The organism is Nostoc sp. FACHB-190, assembly GCF_014696905.1.
In the GTDB taxonomy this organism is placed as follows: Bacteria; Cyanobacteriota; Cyanobacteriia; order Cyanobacteriales; family Nostocaceae; genus Nostoc_B.
Map to the genome: position 1 here is coordinate 190,372 of NZ_JACJQW010000008.1, position 21,929 is coordinate 212,300.

At 41.2% G+C, this 21,929-nt stretch carries 18 protein-coding genes and 1 CRISPR repeat array; of the genes, 8 read left to right on the forward strand and 10 right to left on the reverse strand.

Annotated elements, in window-relative coordinates; all coding sequences use genetic code 11:
• Nucleotides 1-51: 51 nt before the first annotated feature.
• Entirely contained in the window at nucleotides 52-285 is a 234-nt protein-coding gene (locus H6G28_RS12305) for a hypothetical protein (protein WP_190671034.1), read from the forward strand.
• Here the strand turns inward: H6G28_RS12305 and H6G28_RS12310 are convergent.
• Nucleotides 272-595 (reverse strand): TlpA family protein disulfide reductase, encoded by a 324-nt coding sequence (locus H6G28_RS12310; RefSeq protein ID WP_190671035.1) that lies wholly within the window; start codon nucleotides 593-595, stop codon nucleotides 272-274. The two genes, H6G28_RS12305 and H6G28_RS12310, sit on opposite strands and share 14 nt — an antisense overlap.
• A 2,029-nt stretch (nucleotides 596-2,624) precedes the next feature.
• On the opposite strand from H6G28_RS12310, the gene moaA reads away from it, so the two are divergent.
• Complete coding sequence (gene moaA, locus H6G28_RS12315; protein WP_190591904.1) at nucleotides 2,625-3,611, forward strand: GTP 3',8-cyclase MoaA; 987 nt, start codon at nucleotides 2,625-2,627, stop codon at nucleotides 3,609-3,611.
• Nucleotides 3,612-3,689: 78 nt separating this feature from the next.
• Here the strand turns inward: moaA and rpsD are convergent, their stop codons facing one another.
• On the reverse strand, nucleotides 3,690-4,298 hold the full coding sequence (gene rpsD, locus H6G28_RS12320) for a 30S ribosomal protein S4 (RefSeq protein ID WP_190591905.1): 609 nt from the start codon (nucleotides 4,296-4,298) through the stop codon (nucleotides 3,690-3,692).
• Nucleotides 4,299-4,580: 282 nt separating this feature from the next.
• Here rpsD and H6G28_RS12325 point away from each other — a divergent pair, with 282 nt between their 5' ends.
• From H6G28_RS12325 to H6G28_RS12335, 3 genes are all read left to right on the forward strand, one after another.
• Nucleotides 4,581-5,153: a hypothetical protein gene (locus tag H6G28_RS12325; protein ID WP_313933934.1), complete on the forward strand. Its 573-nt coding sequence runs from the start codon at nucleotides 4,581-4,583 to the stop codon at nucleotides 5,151-5,153.
• A 458-nt stretch (nucleotides 5,154-5,611) separates the two neighbouring features.
• A complete protein-coding gene (locus H6G28_RS12330; protein ID WP_190591907.1) occupies nucleotides 5,612-6,268 on the forward strand; it encodes a DUF2301 domain-containing membrane protein in 657 nt (218 codons plus the stop codon).
• Nucleotides 6,268-6,918 carry an ElyC/SanA/YdcF family protein gene (locus tag H6G28_RS12335; protein ID WP_190591908.1) on the forward strand — a complete coding sequence of 217 codons (651 nt, stop codon included), beginning with the start codon at nucleotides 6,268-6,270 and terminating at the stop codon, nucleotides 6,916-6,918. The genes H6G28_RS12330 and H6G28_RS12335 overlap by 1 nt, the downstream gene beginning before the upstream one ends.
• A gap of 163 nt (nucleotides 6,919-7,081) precedes the next feature.
• Here the strand turns inward: H6G28_RS12335 and H6G28_RS12340 are convergent, their stop codons facing one another.
• On the reverse strand, nucleotides 7,082-7,801 hold the full coding sequence (locus tag H6G28_RS12340; RefSeq protein WP_190671037.1) for a class I SAM-dependent methyltransferase: 720 nt from the start codon (nucleotides 7,799-7,801) through the stop codon (nucleotides 7,082-7,084).
• A 263-nt stretch (nucleotides 7,802-8,064) separates the two neighbouring features.
• Between H6G28_RS12340 and H6G28_RS12345 the strand changes: the two genes are divergently transcribed.
• Nucleotides 8,065-9,456: a lysophospholipid acyltransferase family protein gene (locus H6G28_RS12345; protein ID WP_190671039.1), complete on the forward strand. Its 1,392-nt coding sequence runs from the start codon at nucleotides 8,065-8,067 to the stop codon at nucleotides 9,454-9,456.
• A gap of 284 nt (nucleotides 9,457-9,740) precedes the next feature.
• A CRISPR array of direct repeats spans nucleotides 9,741-10,501; the repeat unit is 37 nt; unit sequence ATTGCAATTCAAACTAATCCCTATTAGGGATTGAAAC.
• Between the two features lie 114 nt (nucleotides 10,502-10,615).
• Here H6G28_RS12345 and holB read toward each other — a convergent pair.
• Nucleotides 10,616-11,578: a DNA polymerase III subunit delta' gene (gene holB, locus H6G28_RS12350; RefSeq protein WP_190671041.1), complete on the reverse strand. Its 963-nt coding sequence runs from the start codon at nucleotides 11,576-11,578 to the stop codon at nucleotides 10,616-10,618.
• Between the two features lie 413 nt (nucleotides 11,579-11,991).
• The gene (locus H6G28_RS12355; RefSeq protein WP_190671044.1) at nucleotides 11,992-13,104 is read right to left on the reverse strand and encodes a D-alanine--D-alanine ligase family protein; all 1,113 of its coding nucleotides are present in this window, start codon (nucleotides 13,102-13,104) and stop codon (nucleotides 11,992-11,994) included.
• Between the two features lie 193 nt (nucleotides 13,105-13,297).
• Between H6G28_RS12355 and H6G28_RS12360 the strand changes: the two genes are divergently transcribed.
• On the forward strand, nucleotides 13,298-14,146 hold the full coding sequence (locus H6G28_RS12360; RefSeq protein WP_190671046.1) for a lysophospholipid acyltransferase family protein: 849 nt from the start codon (nucleotides 13,298-13,300) through the stop codon (nucleotides 14,144-14,146).
• 23 nt (nucleotides 14,147-14,169) lie between these two features.
• Here the strand turns inward: H6G28_RS12360 and H6G28_RS12365 are convergent, their stop codons facing one another.
• The 4 genes from H6G28_RS12365 to H6G28_RS12380 all read right to left on the reverse strand — a co-directional run bounded on the left by H6G28_RS12365 (nucleotide 14,170) and on the right by H6G28_RS12380 (nucleotide 17,464).
• A complete protein-coding gene (locus H6G28_RS12365; protein WP_190671047.1) occupies nucleotides 14,170-15,312 on the reverse strand; it encodes a hypothetical protein in 1,143 nt (380 codons plus the stop codon).
• 126 nt (nucleotides 15,313-15,438) lie between these two features.
• Nucleotides 15,439-15,978, reverse strand: a complete 540-nt coding sequence (locus H6G28_RS12370; protein WP_313949909.1) for a Uma2 family endonuclease — start codon at nucleotides 15,976-15,978, stop codon at nucleotides 15,439-15,441.
• Between the two features lie 168 nt (nucleotides 15,979-16,146).
• Entirely contained in the window at nucleotides 16,147-16,380 is a 234-nt protein-coding gene (locus H6G28_RS12375) for an RNA ligase family protein (RefSeq protein ID WP_199332833.1), read from the reverse strand.
• A 61-nt stretch (nucleotides 16,381-16,441) separates the two neighbouring features.
• Complete coding sequence (locus H6G28_RS12380; protein WP_190671051.1) at nucleotides 16,442-17,464, reverse strand: AraC family transcriptional regulator; 1,023 nt, start codon at nucleotides 17,462-17,464, stop codon at nucleotides 16,442-16,444.
• A gap of 189 nt (nucleotides 17,465-17,653) precedes the next feature.
• On the opposite strand from H6G28_RS12380, the gene H6G28_RS12385 reads away from it, so the two are divergent.
• On the forward strand, nucleotides 17,654-18,220 hold the full coding sequence (locus H6G28_RS12385; RefSeq protein ID WP_242054547.1) for a cupin domain-containing protein: 567 nt from the start codon (nucleotides 17,654-17,656) through the stop codon (nucleotides 18,218-18,220).
• A 260-nt stretch (nucleotides 18,221-18,480) separates the two neighbouring features.
• Here H6G28_RS12385 and H6G28_RS12390 read toward each other — a convergent pair whose 3' ends face one another.
• Entirely contained in the window at nucleotides 18,481-21,801 is a 3,321-nt protein-coding gene (locus H6G28_RS12390; RefSeq protein WP_190671053.1) for an ATP-binding response regulator, read from the reverse strand.
• Between the last annotated feature and the right edge of the window lie 128 nt (nucleotides 21,802-21,929).

Consider the following 21,929-nt stretch of genomic DNA (forward strand, 5'->3'; position numbering starts at 1 on the left):
CCCACTCCCTACTCCCTACTCCCTACTCCCTACTCCCTACTCCCCCATCTTATGAGCATCACAATTACAGGCACTATTGAACGTCGAGATATTGGTATGGGCGCTTGGGCGCTAGTCTCAGGTGACGGCGTGACTTATGAAATTCTCAAAGGCGCTGATAAAAGCTTGCTCAAAACTGGTCAGCAAGCTAAAGTCACAGGACAGGTGCGTGAAGATATCATGACAGCAGCAATGATTGGCCCAGTCTTAGAAGTAAAATCTTTTGAAATCCTTAATTCTCACTAGCAGTAGGATTTAAAACTGCTTGCAGACGAGTTCTAAACTCCCCTTTGGGGTGTCCGCCTTTGACTTCACCAATAATCTGAAATTCTCCCTCTGGCGCATCACAAATAATATAAGTAGGCCAGCCCATTTCTGATTTATCGGGATACTGGGTGAGCAAAATTTTCCGATATTTGCGATAAGTGGCTGTATCTTGCATTTTCACATCAATAAACTGCAAACCCAATTCTTCGGCTACTTTTTGGTCATAAAAAGCCATTTTATGGCAAATGCCGCAGTCTTCAGACGAAAATTTAATTAAAGATAAACTCATATAATTTTGCGCCTCCCTGAAAATAGGCAATACATCGTATCATACTTATTCAAAGTAAGCATCTTACTAAAGGATGAGCGCCCAGGATAGCGCAATTAATGAAAATTAAAGTCCGAAATTGAGAGTTTTATCCAAAAAAAATAATTTTCAGGAAATACTCATAGTGTGGAAAAGCTGTTGACTAGGCGACGGAATTTAGCCAAAACCTAAGCTATGACTTTGTTCCAGATGGAGCAATGAACTCAAAAAAATTAATTTTTTAGCAATCTGTAATCTGGTTTTGACAAATCAGTAGAAATCTGACTATAAACTATGATAGGATGTACAAACTTACGATTCTCATCCAGGGTAGCTTCTGCAAAGCAACTGAGCGATCGCAAAAATATTTCCACAATCCATCTCCTACTTGTGAATAGTAGAAGGTAAATAAGTGAGTTTTATCTTAATAAACACTAAAAGTGTTTGATAAACTCTATCGGTGGCATGATAACTGCGAAGATTCAGATGGAAGTTAAGTCAATAAATGCTGACACTGATAGTCAAAAAACACTATTTGCACTAGTATATTGTCTGAAACTTACGCTAGAATATACGCCTAAGCAACTACCAACAAAAGACAATAATTGTCTCAACAATCGCCAAGTAAGTGTTAGTTAATCCAGGGAGTTAGATATCAGGGTACATCTACCAATTAATTGTTCCAAGGTCTAGCAAAGTCTTCCGGAACAATTACCATAAAGGTTTTTGGGTGCTTCAAAAGTAAAAATATAGTTGTATCTACCAAGCAGGAAAGTTAGTTATCTTAGTACAACTACCAATAATCTGTTTCCAGGATTTAGAAGTATGTTCCGGATAAAAATTCCAAAAATCAGTATGCTGCTAAAACAGCATAAAAAAATCTACCAGTTATGGCCAGTGCATAGGGGAGTTAGTTATTAGGGCGCGTCGATTGATAATATATTTATTCGAGAATTTATCAATATCTTCCGAATAAATATGCAATAATCATGGTTGCTATTTACCAAATATCAAAAAATCTCCCAGTAATGTCAGATAACTAGGAGATTTATTTATCAGGGTGCATTTATAAAAATTATTTAGTTCGAGATTTAATTAACATCTTCCGCAGAAAGCATATATAATTACTTTACTTCTGCTGAGATGTTGCTAGTAAAAAAATCCTCCTAGCCAGTGTCAGCCAGCTAGGGAAGTAAGTTATCAGGTGCATCTACCAATTAATTGTTCTGTTTTTAAATCGCATCTCCCGGAACAATTTTCGATAACAAGCATCATCTACCAAAAAAAATCCCCCAGCCAGTGTCAGCCAACTAGGGGAGAAGTTATCAGGGTGCATCTACCAATTAATTGTTCTGTTCTCAAACTGCATCTCCCGGAACAATTTTGCACAACAAGCATCATCTACCAAAAAAAATCCCCCAGCCAGTGTTAGCCAGCTAGGGAGAAAGTTATCAGGGTGCATCTACCAATTAATTGTTCTGTTTTCAAATCGCATCTCCCGGAACAATTTTGCACAACAAGCATCATTTACCAAAAAAAAATCCCCCAGTCAGTGTCAGCCAACTAGGGGAGAAGTTATCAGGGTGCATCTACCAATTAATTGTTCTGTTCTCAAACTGCATCTCCCGGAATAATTTTGCACAACAAGCATCATCTACCAAAAAAAAATCCCCCAGTCAGTGTCAGCCAACTAGGGAGAAAGTTATCAGGGTGCATCTACCAATTAATTGTTCTGTTCTCAAGCTGCATCTCCCGGAATAATTTTTCACAACAAGCATCATCTACCAAAAAAAATCCCCCAGCCAGTGTCAGCCAAATAGGGGAGAGTTTGAAAGCTTGAATGCAAGGGATAGTAAGACTTTTCCTCCTGCCTTCTGCTATATTCGGTTAAATATACTAAAATCTGAGGGCGCAAGTCTTTGCGTCTTTATTCATCTTGCACTCTTATGCTTGATAGCTATGAAAGTCAGATGGGCAATGCGGAAAATACAATAGAAATAAATTCCTTAAAATGAACCAGGTAGACTATCTCCGCATTAGTTTAATCGATCGCTGTAATTTTCGCTGTCAATACTGTATGCCGGAGGGTGCAGAACTAGAATATGCCCTCAAGCAACAACTACTCTCTGACGCGGAACTACTGACTTTGATTCAAGAGGTGTTTATCCCTGTCGGTTTTACGCAATTTCGTTTAACTGGGGGCGAACCTCTACTGCGTCCTGGTGTAGTAGATTTAGTTAAAGCGATCGCATCATTCAGGGAAACTAAAGACTTATCCATGACAACTAATGGGTTTTTACTTGCACCCATCGCCAAAAATCTTTATGAAGCTGGCTTACGCCGAATAAATATTAGTTTAGATTCCCTTGATCCTGATATCTTTGATCAAATTATCGGCAATCATGGACGTTCTCGCTGGCAACAAGTCTGGGATGGTATTCAAGCCGCCTACAAAGTGGGGTTCAACCCTCTGAAGCTGAATGTAGTGGTGATCCCCGGTGTTAATGACCACGAAATTCTCGATTTAGCTGCCCTCACCATTGACAAACAGTGGCACGTCCGATTTATTGAATTTATGCCGATTGGTAATTGGCAATTATTTGGCGATCGCGGTTGGGTATCTTCTGCGGATTTACGCCAACGCATTCGCAAACAATGGGGATTGACAGAATCACAAGTCCGTGGTAGCGGGCCTGCGGATGTTTTTCAAATTCCGGGAGCGAAAGGCACGCTAGGATTTATTAGTCAGATGTCAGAATGTTTTTGCGATCGTTGTAACCGGATGCGACTCAGCGCCGATGGTTGGTTACGTCCCTGCTTATTAAATGAAACTGGTCAATTAGATTTAAAAACTGCCCTGCGTTCTGGTGTCAGCATCCACGAGTTACGAGAACAGGTGAGACACTTATTAGCCATCAAGCCAGAAATTAACTTTAAAGGCCGCGACTCTGGTACTACAGGCACATACAGCCGTACTATGTCGCAAATTGGCGGATAAAACTTTGTTGAGTAATGAGTTCTGAGATTTGAGGCTGTTTAATTACTCAGCACTCAGCACTCAGCACTCAGCACTTCCTTATGCTTGTCGTGAATAGTATTCCACAACCAGCAGTTCGTTAACTTGTAAAGCCACCCACTCGCGTTCGATGACACCGTTAACTTTGCCAACTAACTTGTTCTTATCAAATTCCAAGTGGCTGGGAAGGTTAGCCAAACCGGGATATTGCAAGTTAGTTTCTACCAACTTCCGTGATTGTGCTGTATCACGAACCGCAATTACTTCACCAGGACGGCACTGATAGCTGGGAATATTAACTACACGACCATTGATTGTGACATGACCGTGATTTACCAGCTGACGCGCTGCTGGAATTGTGGGAGCCATACCCAAGCGGAAAACGGTATTATCTAAGCGCATTTCTAGCAGTTGCAATAACACCTGTCCGGTAGAACCAGTAACACGTCTGGCTTTACGGACATAGCGTAGCAGTTGCTTTTCTGTTAGACCGTAGTTACAACGGAGTTTTTGCTTTTCTTCGAGACGGACAGCATATTCAGAACGCTTTTTGCGGTTCTGTCCATGTTGACCGGGCGGATAGGCGCGTCTTGCGCTTTTACGAGTTAATCCTGGTAATTCGCCTAAGCGACGTACAATTCTGAGGCGTGGCCCTCTGTATCGGGACATGAGTTTCCTTAATTTAATCCTGTTTAAACTTTACCCAGACATACTATTATAAATATCTGTAAATGAAAAATGCCAAAAATCCGAAATTTAATCATCAAAAATTTATAAATATCCGAATTTATAGCGGTCGAAGCATAATCTCAGCTTATGTTTGCGGCTGAAGCTCTAAAAAATACTAAGAACTCAGCACTCAGCAATTTGCCATGACAACAGAATTGAGAATGTCAAGCAGAGTTGGCTTACATTTGAGTTAGCATAACTGAGGGTTTTGGAACAATGGCAATGGAAACACAAAAAGCGAGTAAAGCGAGAAAGCCTCAAGATCAGTCTATTTCTGGGATACTCAACACCAAAAGTATGCGCTGGACTACACCTGTTTTGGCTATAGCAGGACTGTTGATCTCTAGTCTTCCCAGCCCAGCACTGATCATATTTTCCGATGACCATGAAAGTTACCGTGCATGTGCGGCGCAACTTTTAAAAGCAGGTGTCACCCAAGCAGCCGCAGCCCAAGGTTGTGCGACAGCCATACGTCCCAGAGATTTATCTGCTTGTGTAGCAACCATTAAACAAAGAACAAAAATTAGCCCAACTGATGCGCTGGCTTACTGTTCCAGGGCGCGTCGTCCTAAAGAATTAGCCAGTTGTGTGGTTGGTGTCAGTCTCAATACCAAAGAAGAAATTAACTCAGCCGTTTTAAATTATTGTGGTCGTAGTTTATTACCTATCACTTTTGCTGACTGTGTGGTTGGTTTGCGTCGGGAAATTCCTTTAACACCAATGCAGGCGTTAGATACTTGTATTGACGCTAGTGAAACTGCTAATGGGCTAACTCTTTCTCCTACAACACCCTGAGAGGTGATTCATAGGGTAAAAATAAAAATTATCGTATTGGCGTGGCAAGGCTAAAGTAGTGCATTAGATTGGAAAAATTAACCGCAAATGTGGACGCGCAAACGGCTTGCCGTAGGCTACGCGGATGAAATAAGTTTTTTAATGCAACATTTAAGGCTAGACACGCCAGTAGGATATTAGGACTTACGCATCAAAACGAAAAACCAAGGGTTGTGGCGAGGGTGTAGGGGTTCAGGGGTATACTGATTCAAAATCCTTACACCCCAAACCCTTTCACCTTTACACCCAATCTCCACAGATAATCTTTGTGCGTAAGTCCTGGATATTATGCAGAGGTAATTGATATTAATTTTTAAACTAAATAAATTGAATTTACACAACAGATAACACAGTGCGATCGCTCTCAGTAAGACTTTTGTTAAGATGTCTTTGTCTTAGTTTAAATATTTTTGCTGACTATGACTACGCAAACTGTATCTCCATCACCAGTTTATCAAGGGCAATTTGGGGAATTTACGATTGATCAAAGCGATCGCACTGGTGTAATTATCTATCGTACTGCGTTAATGGTAGCGGCACTCAGCTTTGCTGTGGGGACTGTTTTGGCATTGTTTTACAATAATCCGACTACCATCCAAGCAATTACCCCTTTATATACCTGTTTTAGTTTAGCTCTCGGTGTGAGTTTGTTGACCATTCATATTTACATGGTTTTGCTGCACCGAGTTTTACAAGTTTTTTGGTTAATTGGGAGTATTTCTGCATTTATTTTTGCTCATTTTGACAGTCAACCTTTTGCATTGACTGTCTACACAAACCCATTGACTATTTTAGGTATAGGTTTTACCTTCGCAGCCTTAACAGGCATTTATTTTAAAGAAGCTTTCTGTTTTAATCGTCTGGAAACAAAGGTGTTAACTTTCACAGTTCCCTTGCTGTTATTAGGACATTTAGTCGGGATTTTACCAATTCAAGTAGAACAAATTTTGTTAGGAATTTGGGCAACTTTATTTTTAGTTTTTGCTTTGCGAAAAACTGTACAAGCAATTCCCGCCGATATTGGGGATAAATCTGTATTTGCTTATTTAAAAGCCCAAGGTTCAGCTAAGGTTTAATGTGGTTAATCAAACGTCAAGAAATTTGGACTCTTACAGCGCAGGGATGGGCGTTATTTCTGATTGTTTTGGCGGGTAATCTATTTTTTGTAATTCAGAATATACACTCATTTCTCGCCGTAAATTCTCCCATTAAATCAGCAGATACACTCGTTATTGATGGCTGGATATGTGATTATGCTTTAGAACAAGCAGCCGGAGAATTTAAAAGTGGTTCTTATCGCCAAATTATTACCATTGGCTCAAAAGTAGAACAAGGATTTTATCTGGCGGAATATCAGAATTTTGCCGAAATTGCAGCTTTGACATTAGCTAAATTGGGTGTTCCGCAAGATAAATTGATTATTGTACCTACGCCTAGTGTGACTAAAAATAGAACTAATGCTTCGGCGGTGGCATTATGGCAGTATATATCAGAGAAAAATTTACCAATTGAGTCAATTAATTTGTTGACAATTGATGCTCATGGGCGGAGAAGTTGGTTGATATTTAGTAATATATTTGCTCCCAAAATTCCAGTCGGAATTATCTCGGCTAAAACAAAAAACTATGATCCGCAAAAATGGTGGAGTTCTAGTGAAGGTGTGCGGGTAGTGATTAGTGAAGCGATCGCATACATTTATGCTAAGTTGATAAGCTGGAAGTTGTAAGAAGGGACAAGGGAGACACGGGGGACACGGGAGACACTGAAGCAATCTTTCTACTTCTATCTTGTCTACCCCCTCTACCTTGTCTCCCCCCTCTCAGCACGTACACTTCGACTTCTCCTGACGGAGACGCTGCGCGAACGCTCAGTGTACGTGACTCAGCACTTTAAAACTTTACTTTATATAATTCAAATAATTCGCCTGATTGCTGTGCAACTAGTTTACCCCCGGCGGCTTTGATGATTTTTTCCCACTCGGCTAGAGGTTCTAAAAATACTTCTGCACCTAAATAAGTTTCTAACACCGCCCAGTCTTCCGCTAGAGGTTGTTGGGGGTTGAGAATATCAAAGACAAAATGTCCCCCAGATTTTAAAACTCGTTGAACTTCTCCTAAAACAATATTCCAGTATTCCAGGGGATAATAGCAACTAAAGCCGGTGGCGATCGCTAAATCAAATTGATTTAAGGCATAATTTAAACGATGCGCTCCACCCAACTCTACACCTTTGAATAGTTTGGAGTTTAGCTGAGAACCGCGAGAATTAAGCGTATCTCGTGCGATGTTACTAATTTCTTGGCCATAGAAAAATGCCTGCCAATCACGCCAAGGATAAATCAAAAAACTGACACCACAACCAATATCTAAACAATGTTGATTTTTCTGCGGTTGAGCAATTTCCCAAAACGGAGAAACAGCCCTCCCTGCTAAAATACCTGCTTGCCATTCTTGGTATATTGGCAAAGCTTGTACTTCTGCTGGTAATTCAAAAGTTTGGTTTTGATATTGGCGGTTGAAGCGATAAGCTACTTGATTAGTTCTTTCTTGCCATTTATCTGAGTGGGGACTGCTGTTGAATGGAAAACTGGGAGACGGTTTTTTAGACATAAGGCTTCACGGCTGTTGAGTGTGAGTTCCAGTAGTCTGCCAAGATAACTTTGCGTGGTGGCAAGCTTCGGAGCAGGGAGCAGGGAGCAGAGGGGAAAGATTCTCTCCCTTGCACCCTGCCCCCTGCACCCCTGCTAAGTCTACACGGCAATGTTCGGTTGGTGAACTACTAGGTTGGGGTTGGTAAAGATTTATGCGATCGCCCAAGACACAACCTAAAGTCCATATTGTACAATCGCAACAAATATCATCTGGAGAACAGCTTGCCTAAATCAATCCACTCCACTCAACCACCACTAAAATTTATTCCCCAAAATTTTAACCCGCTAATACTCCAGATGATGCGGTGGTGCTTGCCATTTATCTTGCGGTTTCGGACTCGACCTTGGTTAACGGCTGGTGTGGTTAAAATCGAAGCGGAGAATGCAGAGATATTAGCCGAACTTTATCAACAATTCCAAGCCGGCAAAATCCGCTTTTTGATAGCATTTCGTCACCCAGAAGTCGAAGATCCCTTATGTATGTTGTATCTGCTGTCACGCTTGGTTCCCAAAGCAGCACGTCAGCATCATATTAACTTACAAGAACCGATTCATAGTCACTTTATTTATGAACGAGGAATGACTTTATGGGCGGGAAACTGGCTGGGTTGGTTATTTTCTCGTGTGGGTGGTGTTCCTGTGCGGCGGGGGAAACGAGTTGACAGGCTGGCTATTCAAACAGCACGAGATTTATTTGCGAATGGGAAAATACCGATCGCTGTTGCACCTGAAGGTGGTACAAATGGTCATAGTGGCATCGTTAGTCCGTTAGAACCGGGTGTAGCGCAATTAGGCTTTTGGTGTGTGGAAGACTTGCAAAAAAGCGATCGCCCTGAAACAGTATTTATAGTACCAGTTGCTATTCAATATCGTTACGTCCAGCCACCTTGGGCAAAAATAAATTGGTTATTAAGTAAATTAGAAGCAGATAGCGGTTTAACAGTCCAGTCAATTTCGCCGTCGCAAATTGACAACCCAGGCGAAATTTATCATCAACGCATTTGTCGTCTGGGTGAACATCTCATCACCGAAATGGAAGAATTTTATCGCCGCTTTTATCATCAAGACTTACCCCAAATTCCAAATCAACCATTTATTACTCGACTGCATCGTTTATTAGATACTGGTTTAAAAATTGCCGAACAATATTTTGATGTTCCCGCCCAGGGAAACTTTATTGATAGGTGTCGGCGTTTAGAAGAAGCTGGTTGGAATTATATTTATCGAGACGACATTCCTGATATTAATAGCCTACCACCCTTGAAACGCGGGCTGGCTGATTGGATTGCCGAAGAAGCGGACTTACGAATGCAGCACATGAGAATAGTCGAAAGTTTTGTCGCCATTACCGAAAACTATCTCAAAGAACAACCGACTAGCGATCGCTTCGCTGAGACTGCATTATTAATGTATGATATGCTGACGCGGATTCAAAACTCCACATTACCCGGAAGACCGCGTTTAGGTTTGCGCCAAGTAAAAATTACCGTCGGTGAACCAATTTCTGTTACCGAACGCTGGGAAAAGTCCCAAAACAACCGTCAAGCAGCCAGACAAGCAGCCAGTAATTTAACCAAAGACTTGCAAACAGCATTAGAAAATTTGATTAACTAGTACAACAAGGAAAAAGGAAAAAGGCAAAAGTTAAAAGTAAGAACTGAATTTCCTCAAATGCGCGAATGAGTAGGTGTAAAAAATTAGGGTTTCACCAAAATGGCTGTATTCCTTTCAGCATCAGGTTTTGCCGAAAAAATAAATTAAAATCATCCGCGCACCTTATACAGTATAGGTTTCAGAGATTCAGTGTCAATCAATTGACATTATTGGGTGTTATAATCAACCCATCCGCGAAACTGAACCTTGAAAACTTCATAGCACAAGACTTTCTGCCTCCCGCTATTGCAATTCAAACTAATCCCTATTAGGGATTGAAACAATGAAGCTCGAAAACTTGATTGGACAGAAGCGATTGCAATTCAAACTAATCCCTATTAGGGATTGAAACACTTTGATAACCTTTTTACTTACTAATGTAGGACATTGCAATTCAAACTAATCCCTATTAGGGATTGAAACATATCTTCTAAGATTATAACACAATGATACCACTAATATTGCAATTCAAACTAATCCCTATTAGGGATTGAAACAGAAACAAATGAGATATTTAAACTTACATTAAGTGAGATTGCAATTCAAACTAATCCCTATTAGGGATTGAAACTTGAACTCTGACTGATTTGCATCATTGCTTTTACATTGCAATTCAAACTAATCCCTATTAGGGATTGAAACGGGATGATGGCATATACTATCGTGGCATTTTCGACATTGCAATTCAAACTAATCCCTATTAGGGATTGAAACGTACCTTGGGTGTCATTTCCTAATGCGGCTGTTAAATTGCAATTCAAACTAATCCCTATTAGGGATTGAAACTCCTTGACGATACCAAGTATGGGGTCTTTGATGTCAAATTGCAATTCAAACTAATCCCTATTAGGGATTGAAACTTCAATTTGAGCTTTTGCTTTGAGGTTTTTCAAGTGAAATTGCAATTCAAACTAATCCCTATTAGGGATTGAAACATGAATGCCTGACGCATATCAGGAATCATGTTGGATTGCAATTCAAACTAATCCCTATTAGGGATTGAAACTTTATTCACAGTTATAGCAATTTGAAAGAAGAATGCGACAGATATAAATCAGAAAAGTCTTACTGGAGCTAAATTTATTAATTGCAAATTGCAAATTGCGAATTGGTATTACTTCTATACATTGCATTGTTGATGTACAGATAATAAAGTGCATTCCCAAACTAAACGCGGTTGGGCGTAAACTAAAAGTGCCTTGCGTGCCTGTTCTAGCTGATTAATAACTCCTGGTTGATGCCACTTTTGCCAATAAGAATGTTGTAGGTAATCAATTAACCATAGTTGTGATTCTGTATCTAAATCTTTGTCAATTGTTTTAGCTAGTTCTAAAGCATGGCGGGCAGATTTTGGGGCGGCGGTGAGGTGTGAGAGTAATTCAGAGGGGATAACTTGTAATTGTTCATAACAGGCGATCGCATTTCCCGGACTGCCAGCCGCTATACTCAACACAGCCGGATGTTGCAAAATTTCTTGATGATTTGTTTGCTGCAATACTTGACTTAACGCTGCACTGTCCAAGCAATAAAAAGGAATCTTTTGACAGCGCGAAACCAACGTTGGCAAAACCGACTCAGGCGTAGGTGTAATTAAAATAATCGTTGCTTGTCCTGGTTCTTCTAAAGTTTTTAATAACGCATTCGCGGCTGGTTCCGCCATTGTTTGCGCTTCTTCTAACACCACCACATTTCTTGGTGCTTCTAAAGCCGGACGACTGAGAAACTGTGTAATTTCCCGAATTTGTTCTAATCGAATTAAAGGCGGTGCTTTGCGCTTAAGTTTTTTTTCTGCTGCTTCGGCGGCTGTTAATCTTTGCCCTTGATATTGATATGTTGGCTGTACCCACAACAAATCAGGATGATTCCCTTGACGCACCCGATTCTGCACCGATGCAACCAAATGTGTGTTAACAGTACTAGAAAATAATAACTCGACAAAACACCGAGCTGCTAAACTTCTGCCTACACCCTCTGTTCCCGCAAACAAATAAGCTGGTGCAACTCGATTTTGTCTCACAGCCTCAGTCAATAATTCTATGGCTTGCTGTTGTCCAACAAGTTGTGCAAATGGATTGTTAGTCATGAGTTTTAAGCCCCTCTTCCCGTCAGCTACGGTGTACACACCAGTCGAAAATACCCAGTATGAAACGCATCTCGCCTAGAACTAAAGTTCCAGGCTTATAGCCAAAGTCCACTTAAGTGGACTGTCAGATATTTTTATTCGAGTCCTCTTGAGAGGACTTGCGCTATGAGACTCGGAATTTATTCCGAGGCGGGACAGATGCACCACACTAAAGTTCCAGGCTTATAGCCAAAGTCCACTTAAGTGGACTGGCAGAAATTTGAGTCTTCTTCAGAGGACTTGCGCTATGAGACTCGGAATTTATTCCAAGGCGGGACAGATGCACCGAACGAAAGTTGTGTGTACACCATAGCTCTGCATCAAAGAGAGGTTAATCAAACTCACTTTCAATGACGGTAAAATTCCCCATTAATTCACTCCGCACTTGCAGGCGAATGTCTTTCTAAAGCTAGTTGTACTAATCTATCTACCAATTCGGGAAAAGCTACGCCGCTATGAGACCAAAGTTGAGGATACATACTAGTAGCAGTAAAACCCGGTAAGGTATTAATTTCGTTGATTAAGATTTCCCCGGTTGCTTCTACATAGAAAAAATCTACCCTGGCTAACCCTGCTGCATCAACCGCCGCAAAAGCTTGTAAAGCCATATCTTGAATTTTACGGCTGATATCATCTGGCAGTCGTGCGGGAATGACTAAATCGGCTCTACCTTCGGTGTATTTAGTTTCGTAATCGTAAAAGTCGCTATCAAAGGTAATTTCACCAATAACTGAGGCTTGGGGTTGGTCGTTGCCTAATACAGCACATTCTACTTCTCTGGCGACTACTCCAGCTTCTACAATGATGCGGCGATCGTAACTGGCGGCTTGGTCGAGTGCAGTTTCTAATTCTGAGCGCGATCGCACTTTGGCAATACCTACCGATGAACCCAAGTTAGCAGGTTTGACAAAACAAGGATAGCCCAATGTGGCTTCTATTTCATCGCAAAGTTTCGGGAAAATACAAGGATTTGACCAAATTTGCGCTCTGGTTAAGGCTTTATATTTAACTTGCGGTAATCCGGCTTGCTCAAATGCCATTTTCATCGCAATCTTATCCATCCCCAGTGCTGAACCTAGCACCCCAGAACCCACAAAGGGAACTTGCATCAATGTCAATAAACCTTGAATTGTGCCGTCTTCCCCGTTGGGGCCGTGAAGAATGGGAAACCACACATCCACTTCTGCAACTTGGGAAGGAGATTGCCAACGTTCCAGGGTTTGAGTTTGAGAATTGGTGAGTTGGCTTTGTTCTGAGTTTGGGGAATTTGCCGATTCTAGTAAAGGCTTACCAGAACCTAATACTTGTTGTGGCGCATCCCCAGCTAACCAACGTCCATCTTTTTGAATGTAGAAAGGCAAGATTTCGTACTTATTAGCATTTTGTTCTGCACTTAAAGCTTTAGCGATCGCTCTTGCTGAACTAATCGACACTTCATGTTCGCCAGAACGTCCGCCAAATAACAATCCCACCCTGAGCTTAGTCATTTTCTGTACCTCTACACTCCTATCGCAGATAGCGTATCATACCCTGTCGAAGTTGCTTCCCTATTTCCTGTTACCCGTCCCCTTTAAAAATATTCTGCAATTAAAGATGAGCTAAAATCACTCCATATTTAGGTATGTTTGTCTTACAACCATAAACTGGTCAGACTTTTATAAATACTGTTAAGATTTTTGAATGTTACAAAAGCGACATACCTTGGAAAAAAAACTCGGTTGGTCTTTGGATGAGCGAGATCCACAGTTCATCAAATCAATGATGCCTTTATTAGGCTTTCTCTACCGTTACTATTTTCGGGTGCAAACAAGCGGTTGGCATCACATCTCACCACAGCAAAAAGTCCTGTTTGTCGGTTCTCATAACGGCGGACTCTCAGCCCCCGATATGTTGATGATGATGTACGACTGGTTTGAGCGTTTTGGTGTGGAACAACCAATATATGGTTTAATGCACCCCAGAGTTTGGGAGGTGACACCACCAATGGCGCAACTGGCTGCCAAAATGGGAGCTATAATAGCTCATCCTAAAATGGCATACTCAGCTTTGCGTTCTGGTGCAAGTGTGTTGGTTTATCCCGGTGGCGCAGAGGATGTGTTTCGACCCCATTATTTAAGAAATAAAATTTATTTTGCAGGCAGACAAGGATTTATTAAACTGGCGCTACGGGAAAATGTACCGATTGTACCAGTGATTTCGGTGGGAGCGCATGACACCTTGATTGTCTTGGCAGATATATATAAAATTCTCAACCAATTTCATGAATGGGGAATGCCTTGGTTATTGAATATTGATCCGGTGGTGTTTCCCATTTACTTGGGTTGGCCTTGGGGATTAGCAATTGGCCCACTACCAAATATTCCATTCCCCGTATCGATTCATACACAAGTTTGTCCGCCGATTATCTTTGAACGCTATGGTCGGGAAGCCGCAAGCGATCGCAATTACGTTGATGAATGCTACGAATTGGTTGTGAGTAAAATGCAGTATCAATTAGATCAGCTTGTCTTGCTCACCGAAAAATCTTGATTGCCTGTAGCACAAATAAATTTCTAACTAAAATTAATGCCCCATTTCTTGAGCAGTATTGGGATCAATTTCTGAATGCTCCCAATTACAAGAGGTAGTAATGGTGCAGAAACAGTTAGCAAGAACTGACGAAAAGTCTGAACATCAAAAGGCCAAACTGGAAATTTGTCAGTTAAGGCGTAAAAAGCTCGTAGGTTTCTAATTTTTTCCGTACCCTGTTTCAGAGTTTCGGCATTACCCGTCAGACTAGAATGAATCTGGGCATAATCAGCTTGAAACTGCCGCGCAATTTCATGCAGTAGTTCTTCTTTTGCTTTATTCATACCCCTGTGAGCAGCTACTAAAGGGCCGAAGAAACAGACAATAGATAATAAAATATCTAGTGGAATAATTAAGTGAACAAACCATAAATTTTGTCCAGTGCCTCGCGTGAGAAACTGGTATTCAATAAAGCCAACCATCAGACCTAAAACGGCAGCTAAATACGCAGTTTTAATTGCATAATCACTCAGAGAACGAAGCCCACCACAACGGTCAGGATGTAGAGGATTAACGTTAAATTGCTTTCTAGCTAATGCTCTTTTTAAAATACTATGTAGTATCCAGATATTCGTAATCAGGTTAATCACTAAAATACTACCTAAGTAAACCAAGCATAAGGTAGAGATACTAACAATTATAATTGGTAGAGGATGTGAGCTTGTCCAACTATTTTGTAATTTGAAGCGTGTACCAAAAACAAAAAGACTAAAAATAATACCACTAATAAGAGCTAAAAAGATACGCCATTTAGATTTATAAGCATTGAATGAAATTTGATTGATAGCTTGAATTTCTGATTCGTCAATTTCTAAAACATCAGATTCTTCTAATTCTTGAATTACAAAATCTATAGCCTGAAAACTCCATAAATAATATCCCAGAACAACTGGATTAATTAATAATAACCATATCCAAGGCAATATATCTTGCAGTAGTCCTACTTGCCCCTTTGGCAACCACAATGTATTACTGATCCAAGCAGTAATTAAATAAATGCTACTACCAATCAAAATACCTAATAGCCCAAATGCCAAGGGAGAAAGTTGAAATTTTTCTAGTAATAAATATGCAATTGGCTCAAAACGATAAAGATTGCGTTTTTGCAATGATTTGATAATTGTCATTTTTGGTTAAAAATTTTAGACGTAGTTAAGCAGAGAGTGTAGTATAAAAATATTTTTTATAGTTTATATATACTGACTTACTGCTTATATGTCTATCTTTATTCGTTATTTGTACGTAAATCTTAATTATCGTTTCATAACTTGCAACCACGCAAAAATTTGCGCGGCTGTGAGTGTGGAATTCACACCTGCTAGTATAGACAGAATGCGATCGCCTCGACAAACTTCCAACTCTTTCCCTGGTGCAAAAACCAGCACAGAATAATCATCGGGATCAAGCATCCAGCCAAGCTGACAACCATGCTTGAGACAGTGCAGAATATTGTCAATCACACGGGTGACTTTCTGCTCAGGCGAAAGAATTTCAATTGTCCAATCAGGCGCTTGTGTAAAATTATCCTCTGGTTCTCCTAGTTCATTCACAGGAATGCGATTCCACGCAATGACAGCAATATCTGGTACAACAGAGCGTCCCGCAAAAGTACATCGCAGTTCTGGTAGTGCAGTGTAATCATCACTATGACTATCAACTTCAATTAACAACCGTTTTTGTAAGATAGAGTGTCGCGTTTTTGGCATTGGCTTTTGTATGACAACTCCATCCACGTACTCCCACGCCGGAGAATCATCAATTTCAGGTAGTTTGAGGAATTCTGCGAGCGTCATAACTTTGGAGGGTGAAGCAGTCATTACTTAATCAGGTGTGGAGTTTGTTTTTAGTATATTATTTCCATCAATTGCGGCGTTTAGTATGACGTTCGTAATCTTCAAAACGCAATTTAGCGATCGCACCCCGCGAAATAGTTCTTGCTACAATACCTTCGGCTCTACCCTTTATAACAGCTCTTCTCGACTGCCTAAAACAAAGTTACCATCAGGTAGCAAAATTATCCGCGAGTTTGTGCCATCGACTTTTTCTGTCAAAATTACTTCACCATCAAAAATGACGGTTTCTTCCAACAATGCGCCTTTGTCTCCCAGTGTGTGATAAGTCGGAATGCTGGGATATTTAGTCATAGAGTTGAGTTTATCGAGGTCACAACTCCGTAATGAAAAATCGTCACTCATATAATGCTTGTATTATACAAAATACAATTGTAATACGTCTGTTGGGCGATCGCACTTCATCTCAACAATAGGATAAGCGATAATTTCTCGGAGTTTGCCCCGTCCATTTTTTAAAAGCACGGTTAAAGGCACTCGGTTCGGAAAAACCTAGTAAAAATGCCACATCCTGAATTGGTGTAGCGGGATTTTTTAAATGTCGTAGGGCTAATTCTTTGCGAGTATTATCTAAAAGTTCTTGATAAGATGTGCCTTCAGTTTGTAATTCTCGCTGCAACTGACGAACACTAACAGCTAAACTCCGTGCTACAGTTTCTAGAGTCGGGAGATTGGCTTTGAGTTGTTGTAAAATCTCCTGTACAACTCTTCGCGTGTAATTATCTTCTTGGTTCATCGCATCGAGCATTGTTTGGGCGTGTTGTTCAAACATCGAAAGTAAGTTAGAGTTAGCTGATAATACTGCCCAATTCAAGCAATTAGCATCAAAGATAATGCGATTTGTTGGCATAGAAAAGTGTAAGCCTGTTTGAAATATGCGTTCATATTCCGCAGTCTCAGCAGGATGTGGATATTGAAACCAAACTGTATGCAGGTAAAGTTGTTTTCCTGTTAAGAATTTTGTGGCAGTTAACAGTGATGTAAAAGTACTTTCAATGGCATATTGCGGCTGTTCTAACAAGTAATTTTTTAAATCTTGTACAATGTCGCAGTCACAAAATACCAAACCATCAGCAACCGTAAAATGAATATATGCTCCCTGGCTGAATAGACGTGTGTAGCGAGAAAATTTTTCTAAAGCTTCTCCAAAGGTCTGACAGTTGACGAGTACATAACCCAGAATCCCAAAAGTTGCCAAATTAAAGGCTTCACCTAGATGTAAAGCAAAGTTTTCATCACCAGTACGCTTGATAACCTCTCGCCATAAAGCACTGTGCAAGCTTCCTGTAATTTGCTGGTCTGGCATTTTCAGCAAAATCGGGTCAATTCCTACATCTTTACACAAGCTATCTGCATCAATTCCATATTTCGCGGCGGCAAACTGCACAATACCTCGCGTCAGGTAAACAGAAAAAGTTGCTTCCTTCATGGGTGTAGGAGGTTACAGGGAACAGGTGGCAGGTGACAGAGTTGAAAGTTTTGTAGTGTCGTGCTGTTGGTACAGATAACAAAAATGGCGCGATTGGTCAATTTCTTGGCGGGACTTGTCAATTCAGAATTGGGGAGAAAATTTATTGTTGAAGTGTAGTCAAACCTCACCACACAAGGAGTTCTACACATGAATACATCAATCTTAACTACACAACAACAGCCAGAAGTAATTGTAAATCCTGTGACTGGCGATCGCATGACTATCTTAGAAGCGGGTGCAGGGTATAGCAAAATTCGCTTTGATTTACCGCCAAAAGCTAAAGGTAGTCCACTGCACTACCACACCAAAATGAGCGAAACTTTTACTGTTCTCCAGGGTTGTCTAGAAATGGAGTTTGGACACAAGGGAAATCGCCGGACGCTGTATGCTGGAGAAAGTCTGCACGTTCCCGCAGGTGTGCATCACAGTTTCCATAACCCTTCTGATGATTGGGTAGCCTTTACCAGTGAAAATAAACCTGCGGCTGGATTTGAGCAGTTTATCCGGTCAATGTATGGTTTAGCAATTGATGGCAAAGTGAACCACGAAGGAATGCCGACTAATTTACTGTACTTTGCCTTATTGCTGAAAAAAGCTGATATAGTTCTCGTCGGTATTCCGCGAGTGGTGCAAACACTTTTGGTTGGTGTGTTGGTACGCCTTGGTGATTTGATCAGCGTCGAGCGATCGCTTGTGAAATACTGGCATAAATGAAGCGTGGATTAATGGTAGAGGAATTACTGATACAAATCACTTCCTCTCGCCGAGCGACTTGTACTGAGCGTAGTCGAGGTAATACCAATTTGAAAAATGATTGCGACAAATGGGTTACTGAAAAGCTCACCAGTAAGCAATTTCCCAATCCAAAATCCAAAATCTAAAATCCAAAATGGTATAAGTTGAGGCGCTGCTTGCATACATATATAATATTTGACGTGAAATGGTATCCAATGTAGAGCTTCTGTCAGTTCAAGCTAACTTTTTGCTTGTTGATGTTGTAGTAAAGCCTGATTAATATGATGCAGTAAATCTTCCATTGAGATGGAACGAGGTAAGATTTCTGTAGCGATCGCTCTGAGAGATTGATCTACATGATCTCGGTTGCTATGTTTGTTCTGCTTGATTTCTGCGGGAAAATTCCCTGGCTCACGCTGAGAACGTTGATCAAGTACTAAAATCGGTGGTAAATTTACCGTCACAAATTTTAATGCTTTCAATGCTTTTAAGACATCCTGGTGAATTGGCGCTTCTCCCAAGCAAATGAGCAATAAGTCAACGCTATTGTGGCGAATTTGTTGGTTAACTTCTGCCCAACAGCGCCCAATAGCTGCTTTTAAACCTGCTGTTTGCAGATACTGAATCAAAGCTTGAAACCATTCTGAGCCTCTTTCGCTCGTCACATGATTAGTAGCAGCATTTTTCAAGGTGCGATCGTGTCTCACCTGTTTCCGCCTGATCTGGGGTAAATCATGGAGTGTGGTCAAATCCACGACTAAAATACTTGGTGGACAGCAAATACCAGAGGCAATTTGTAATACTGACAACAACGGATCAAGTTTGTCTAAGCGACTGTGATTGTTTTTGCCAAAGGGTGTTAAGCAGGGAAATACAGACAGTCCAGGTATCTGGGAAGCTGCCAAGCTAGTAGCCACATCACAAGTCACCAACGGCAGAGCGATTAAACGCGGGTGCTGTGTTAATTGTTGTAAATAACTTTGGGCTAAGGAACCTTCTATATCTAATAAGATGACATCAAATTGCCACACCCTAGCCAAGAGTTCTGCTTGATCTAAGTTATCCACTTCTATGACCCGATGCTCACGCAATGAGGGGTGGGGGTTAATCGATGTTAATTCGGGATCAACCAATCTCAAAATTCGTAATGGTTGATTATTGGTAGTTGTGGGAGTTCTCCCAACCTCGGAAGTGGGAATTGAGGGTTTAGCACACAACTTGTCTAGCAGGGGTGCTAAAGCTTGATTTTCTATGGGTAAGCTTAAAAAACCTTCTGCTTGATTGGCAAATGCTTGCTCTTTTTCTGCACCGGTGGCGGTAATAATGATGGGGATGTGTCTTGTGGCTAAGTCAGATTTGACCAATGTCAGCACATCCCACCCGGAAAGTAATGGTAATAAAGGATTTAAAAATATCGCTTGGGGTTGTAAGCGTCGGGCTTTTTCGACGGCTTCTGTGCCGGAACGGGCGATAATGACTCGATAACCCAAACCTTTGAGTTTTTCTGCCAAATCTTCTATATATCGAGCCACAGCTTCAACTATCAGCACTAATCTTTGAGAGCAACCAGGGAGATGTTGATTACTGTTACTTGGGGAAGTCACCGCCAGGGGAACTTTTTGGGTACCCAGATTTTGCTGGGTTCTATCTTCTTGATTGCTAATTTCTGGATCAGTAAAACCTGTGGTTGGGGGACTAGGGGGTAATAAGAGTGTAAATTGACTGCCTTTGCCTTCTTGAGACAAAAAGCTGACATCACCGCCATGTAAGCGGGCTAAAGCTCTGGTTAATACCAGTCCCAAACCAGTTCCTTCAAATTGTCTGGTCAGGGGATTTTCCAGTTGTTGAAATTTCTGAAAAATTAAATGTTGCTGGTGTTCGGGGATACCTATGCCTGTATCCCAAATTGTAAAAGCAATCCAGCCTTCCCAACGACTGACGCGCAGACCAATTTCGCCGGATATTTCGGTGAATTTAAAAGCGTTAGACAACAAATGTACTAACATCTGGCGCAGGCGCAATTCATCCGCCACCATCTGTTCTAAGCCTTGTTCAATGGCTAAGGTAAATTTCGGTACTGAGGGGCTGATATGGGCTGGGTTACTGGGGACAGTTTTGCTGCTTTGAGTGTGGATGGCGGTGACTTCGGCGAGGGCGCGATCGCACACAGCCTGTACATTCACTGGTGCGAGGGTTAACTCCATCTGCCCAGTTTCCATCCGGGTCAAGTCTAAAATGTCGTTGACCACACTCATTAAATGACGACCGCTTTGATGAATTAGTCCGGCGTAACGGGCTTGTCGTTCGTTTAATTCTCCTAATTGTTGGTCTACCAGTAACCGTGATAATCCTAAAACTGCCGTTAGGGGTGTTTTCAGTTCATGACTAATACAAGCTAAAAATTCATCTTTTAACCGATTCAATTGAATCAAGTCGGCATTTTTAGCGGCGAGTTCTTTACATAATTGTTGCTGTTCGGTGACATCAGTCCCTAAAACCAACCACAAATGATGATGATTTTCGGCGGCTGCTTCTTCTAAAACTCGTAAATCTGGGCTATCTAAGGGGATTTTGGCAAATTGCCAGATGCGTTCTTGACCGTTTTGTTCTTCGACCACACAGGTGCAAGTCCCCATTTGGCTATCTAAAAAGCAGCGATTAAAAGCAGGTGAAGTTGTTGGTGATTGTGGGAGAAAATTGTTATGGGGTAAAGCTTCATGCTTCAATGCCCAAGTATGTTCTACGGAATTAAATTTGAATTGAGATAATGTGCCATCTTCACTATAGGGAACTTTCACCGCCGTTTGACTGACATATTCTGGTTGTTTGGCTGAAGCTGGCGACAGGATATGTGCGACTTGTCGCCGCACATCTTCGGGATCTTTTAAACCTCCCAACTGTTGCCACCAAGCTGGGTTTTGGGTGACGATTTCACCCGTACTGGTTTGCAGCATCAATGGCCAAGGCAGTTGTTCGAGTAACTTGATCAGGGGTTTGTGGCGCAATGGCTGAAATGAATGAGTTTTGCGCGATCGCCAGTGAGTTTTGACTTTAGAACTGTTGGTGTCTGGGGTTTCTCTGGATACCTGACCAACTGAACTCAAGAAATTAGCGGCTGTTTTGCCTGCTTTTTCCTGGGCTAATAATCTTAATAAACGACTGCTATCTAACAAACCTAAAAATTTGCCTTCACCATCAACTAATGTGCAGTTCACATTGTGGCTAGATGGGGCGGAATAGTATCGCAAAAACTGTACAAATTGCTCAACGCGATCGCTGGCTGCGAATATTTGTAATGGCTCAAAAATGCTGTGCTTCCACAGGGTTAAGGGCTGTTGCAGTAAATCCAAATATTGTTCTTCTGGGGATTCGAGCAGCAGTTTTTGGCTTAACTGGACGGAGTTTAACAACCCTATTGGTTCTTGCAGTTGATTAACTACTACTAAGCGATCGCACTGTTCTTGCTCAAAAACTTCTAAAGCCGCTACTAACGTACTTGTTTCACCACATTTAGGTACGGTTGCTAGAAAGTTATAAAGCGGGTACTGTAGCATTGACATAAGGCTTTGGGGTTAATTCTTCCTCTAGCAGCGTTGAGCTTGAGCATTGGCGATCGGATAAATCATGTTCGCGCTGACAATAACATCCTCATCAACAAACTCATTTCCCCAATTCTTGTTTGAGCCTT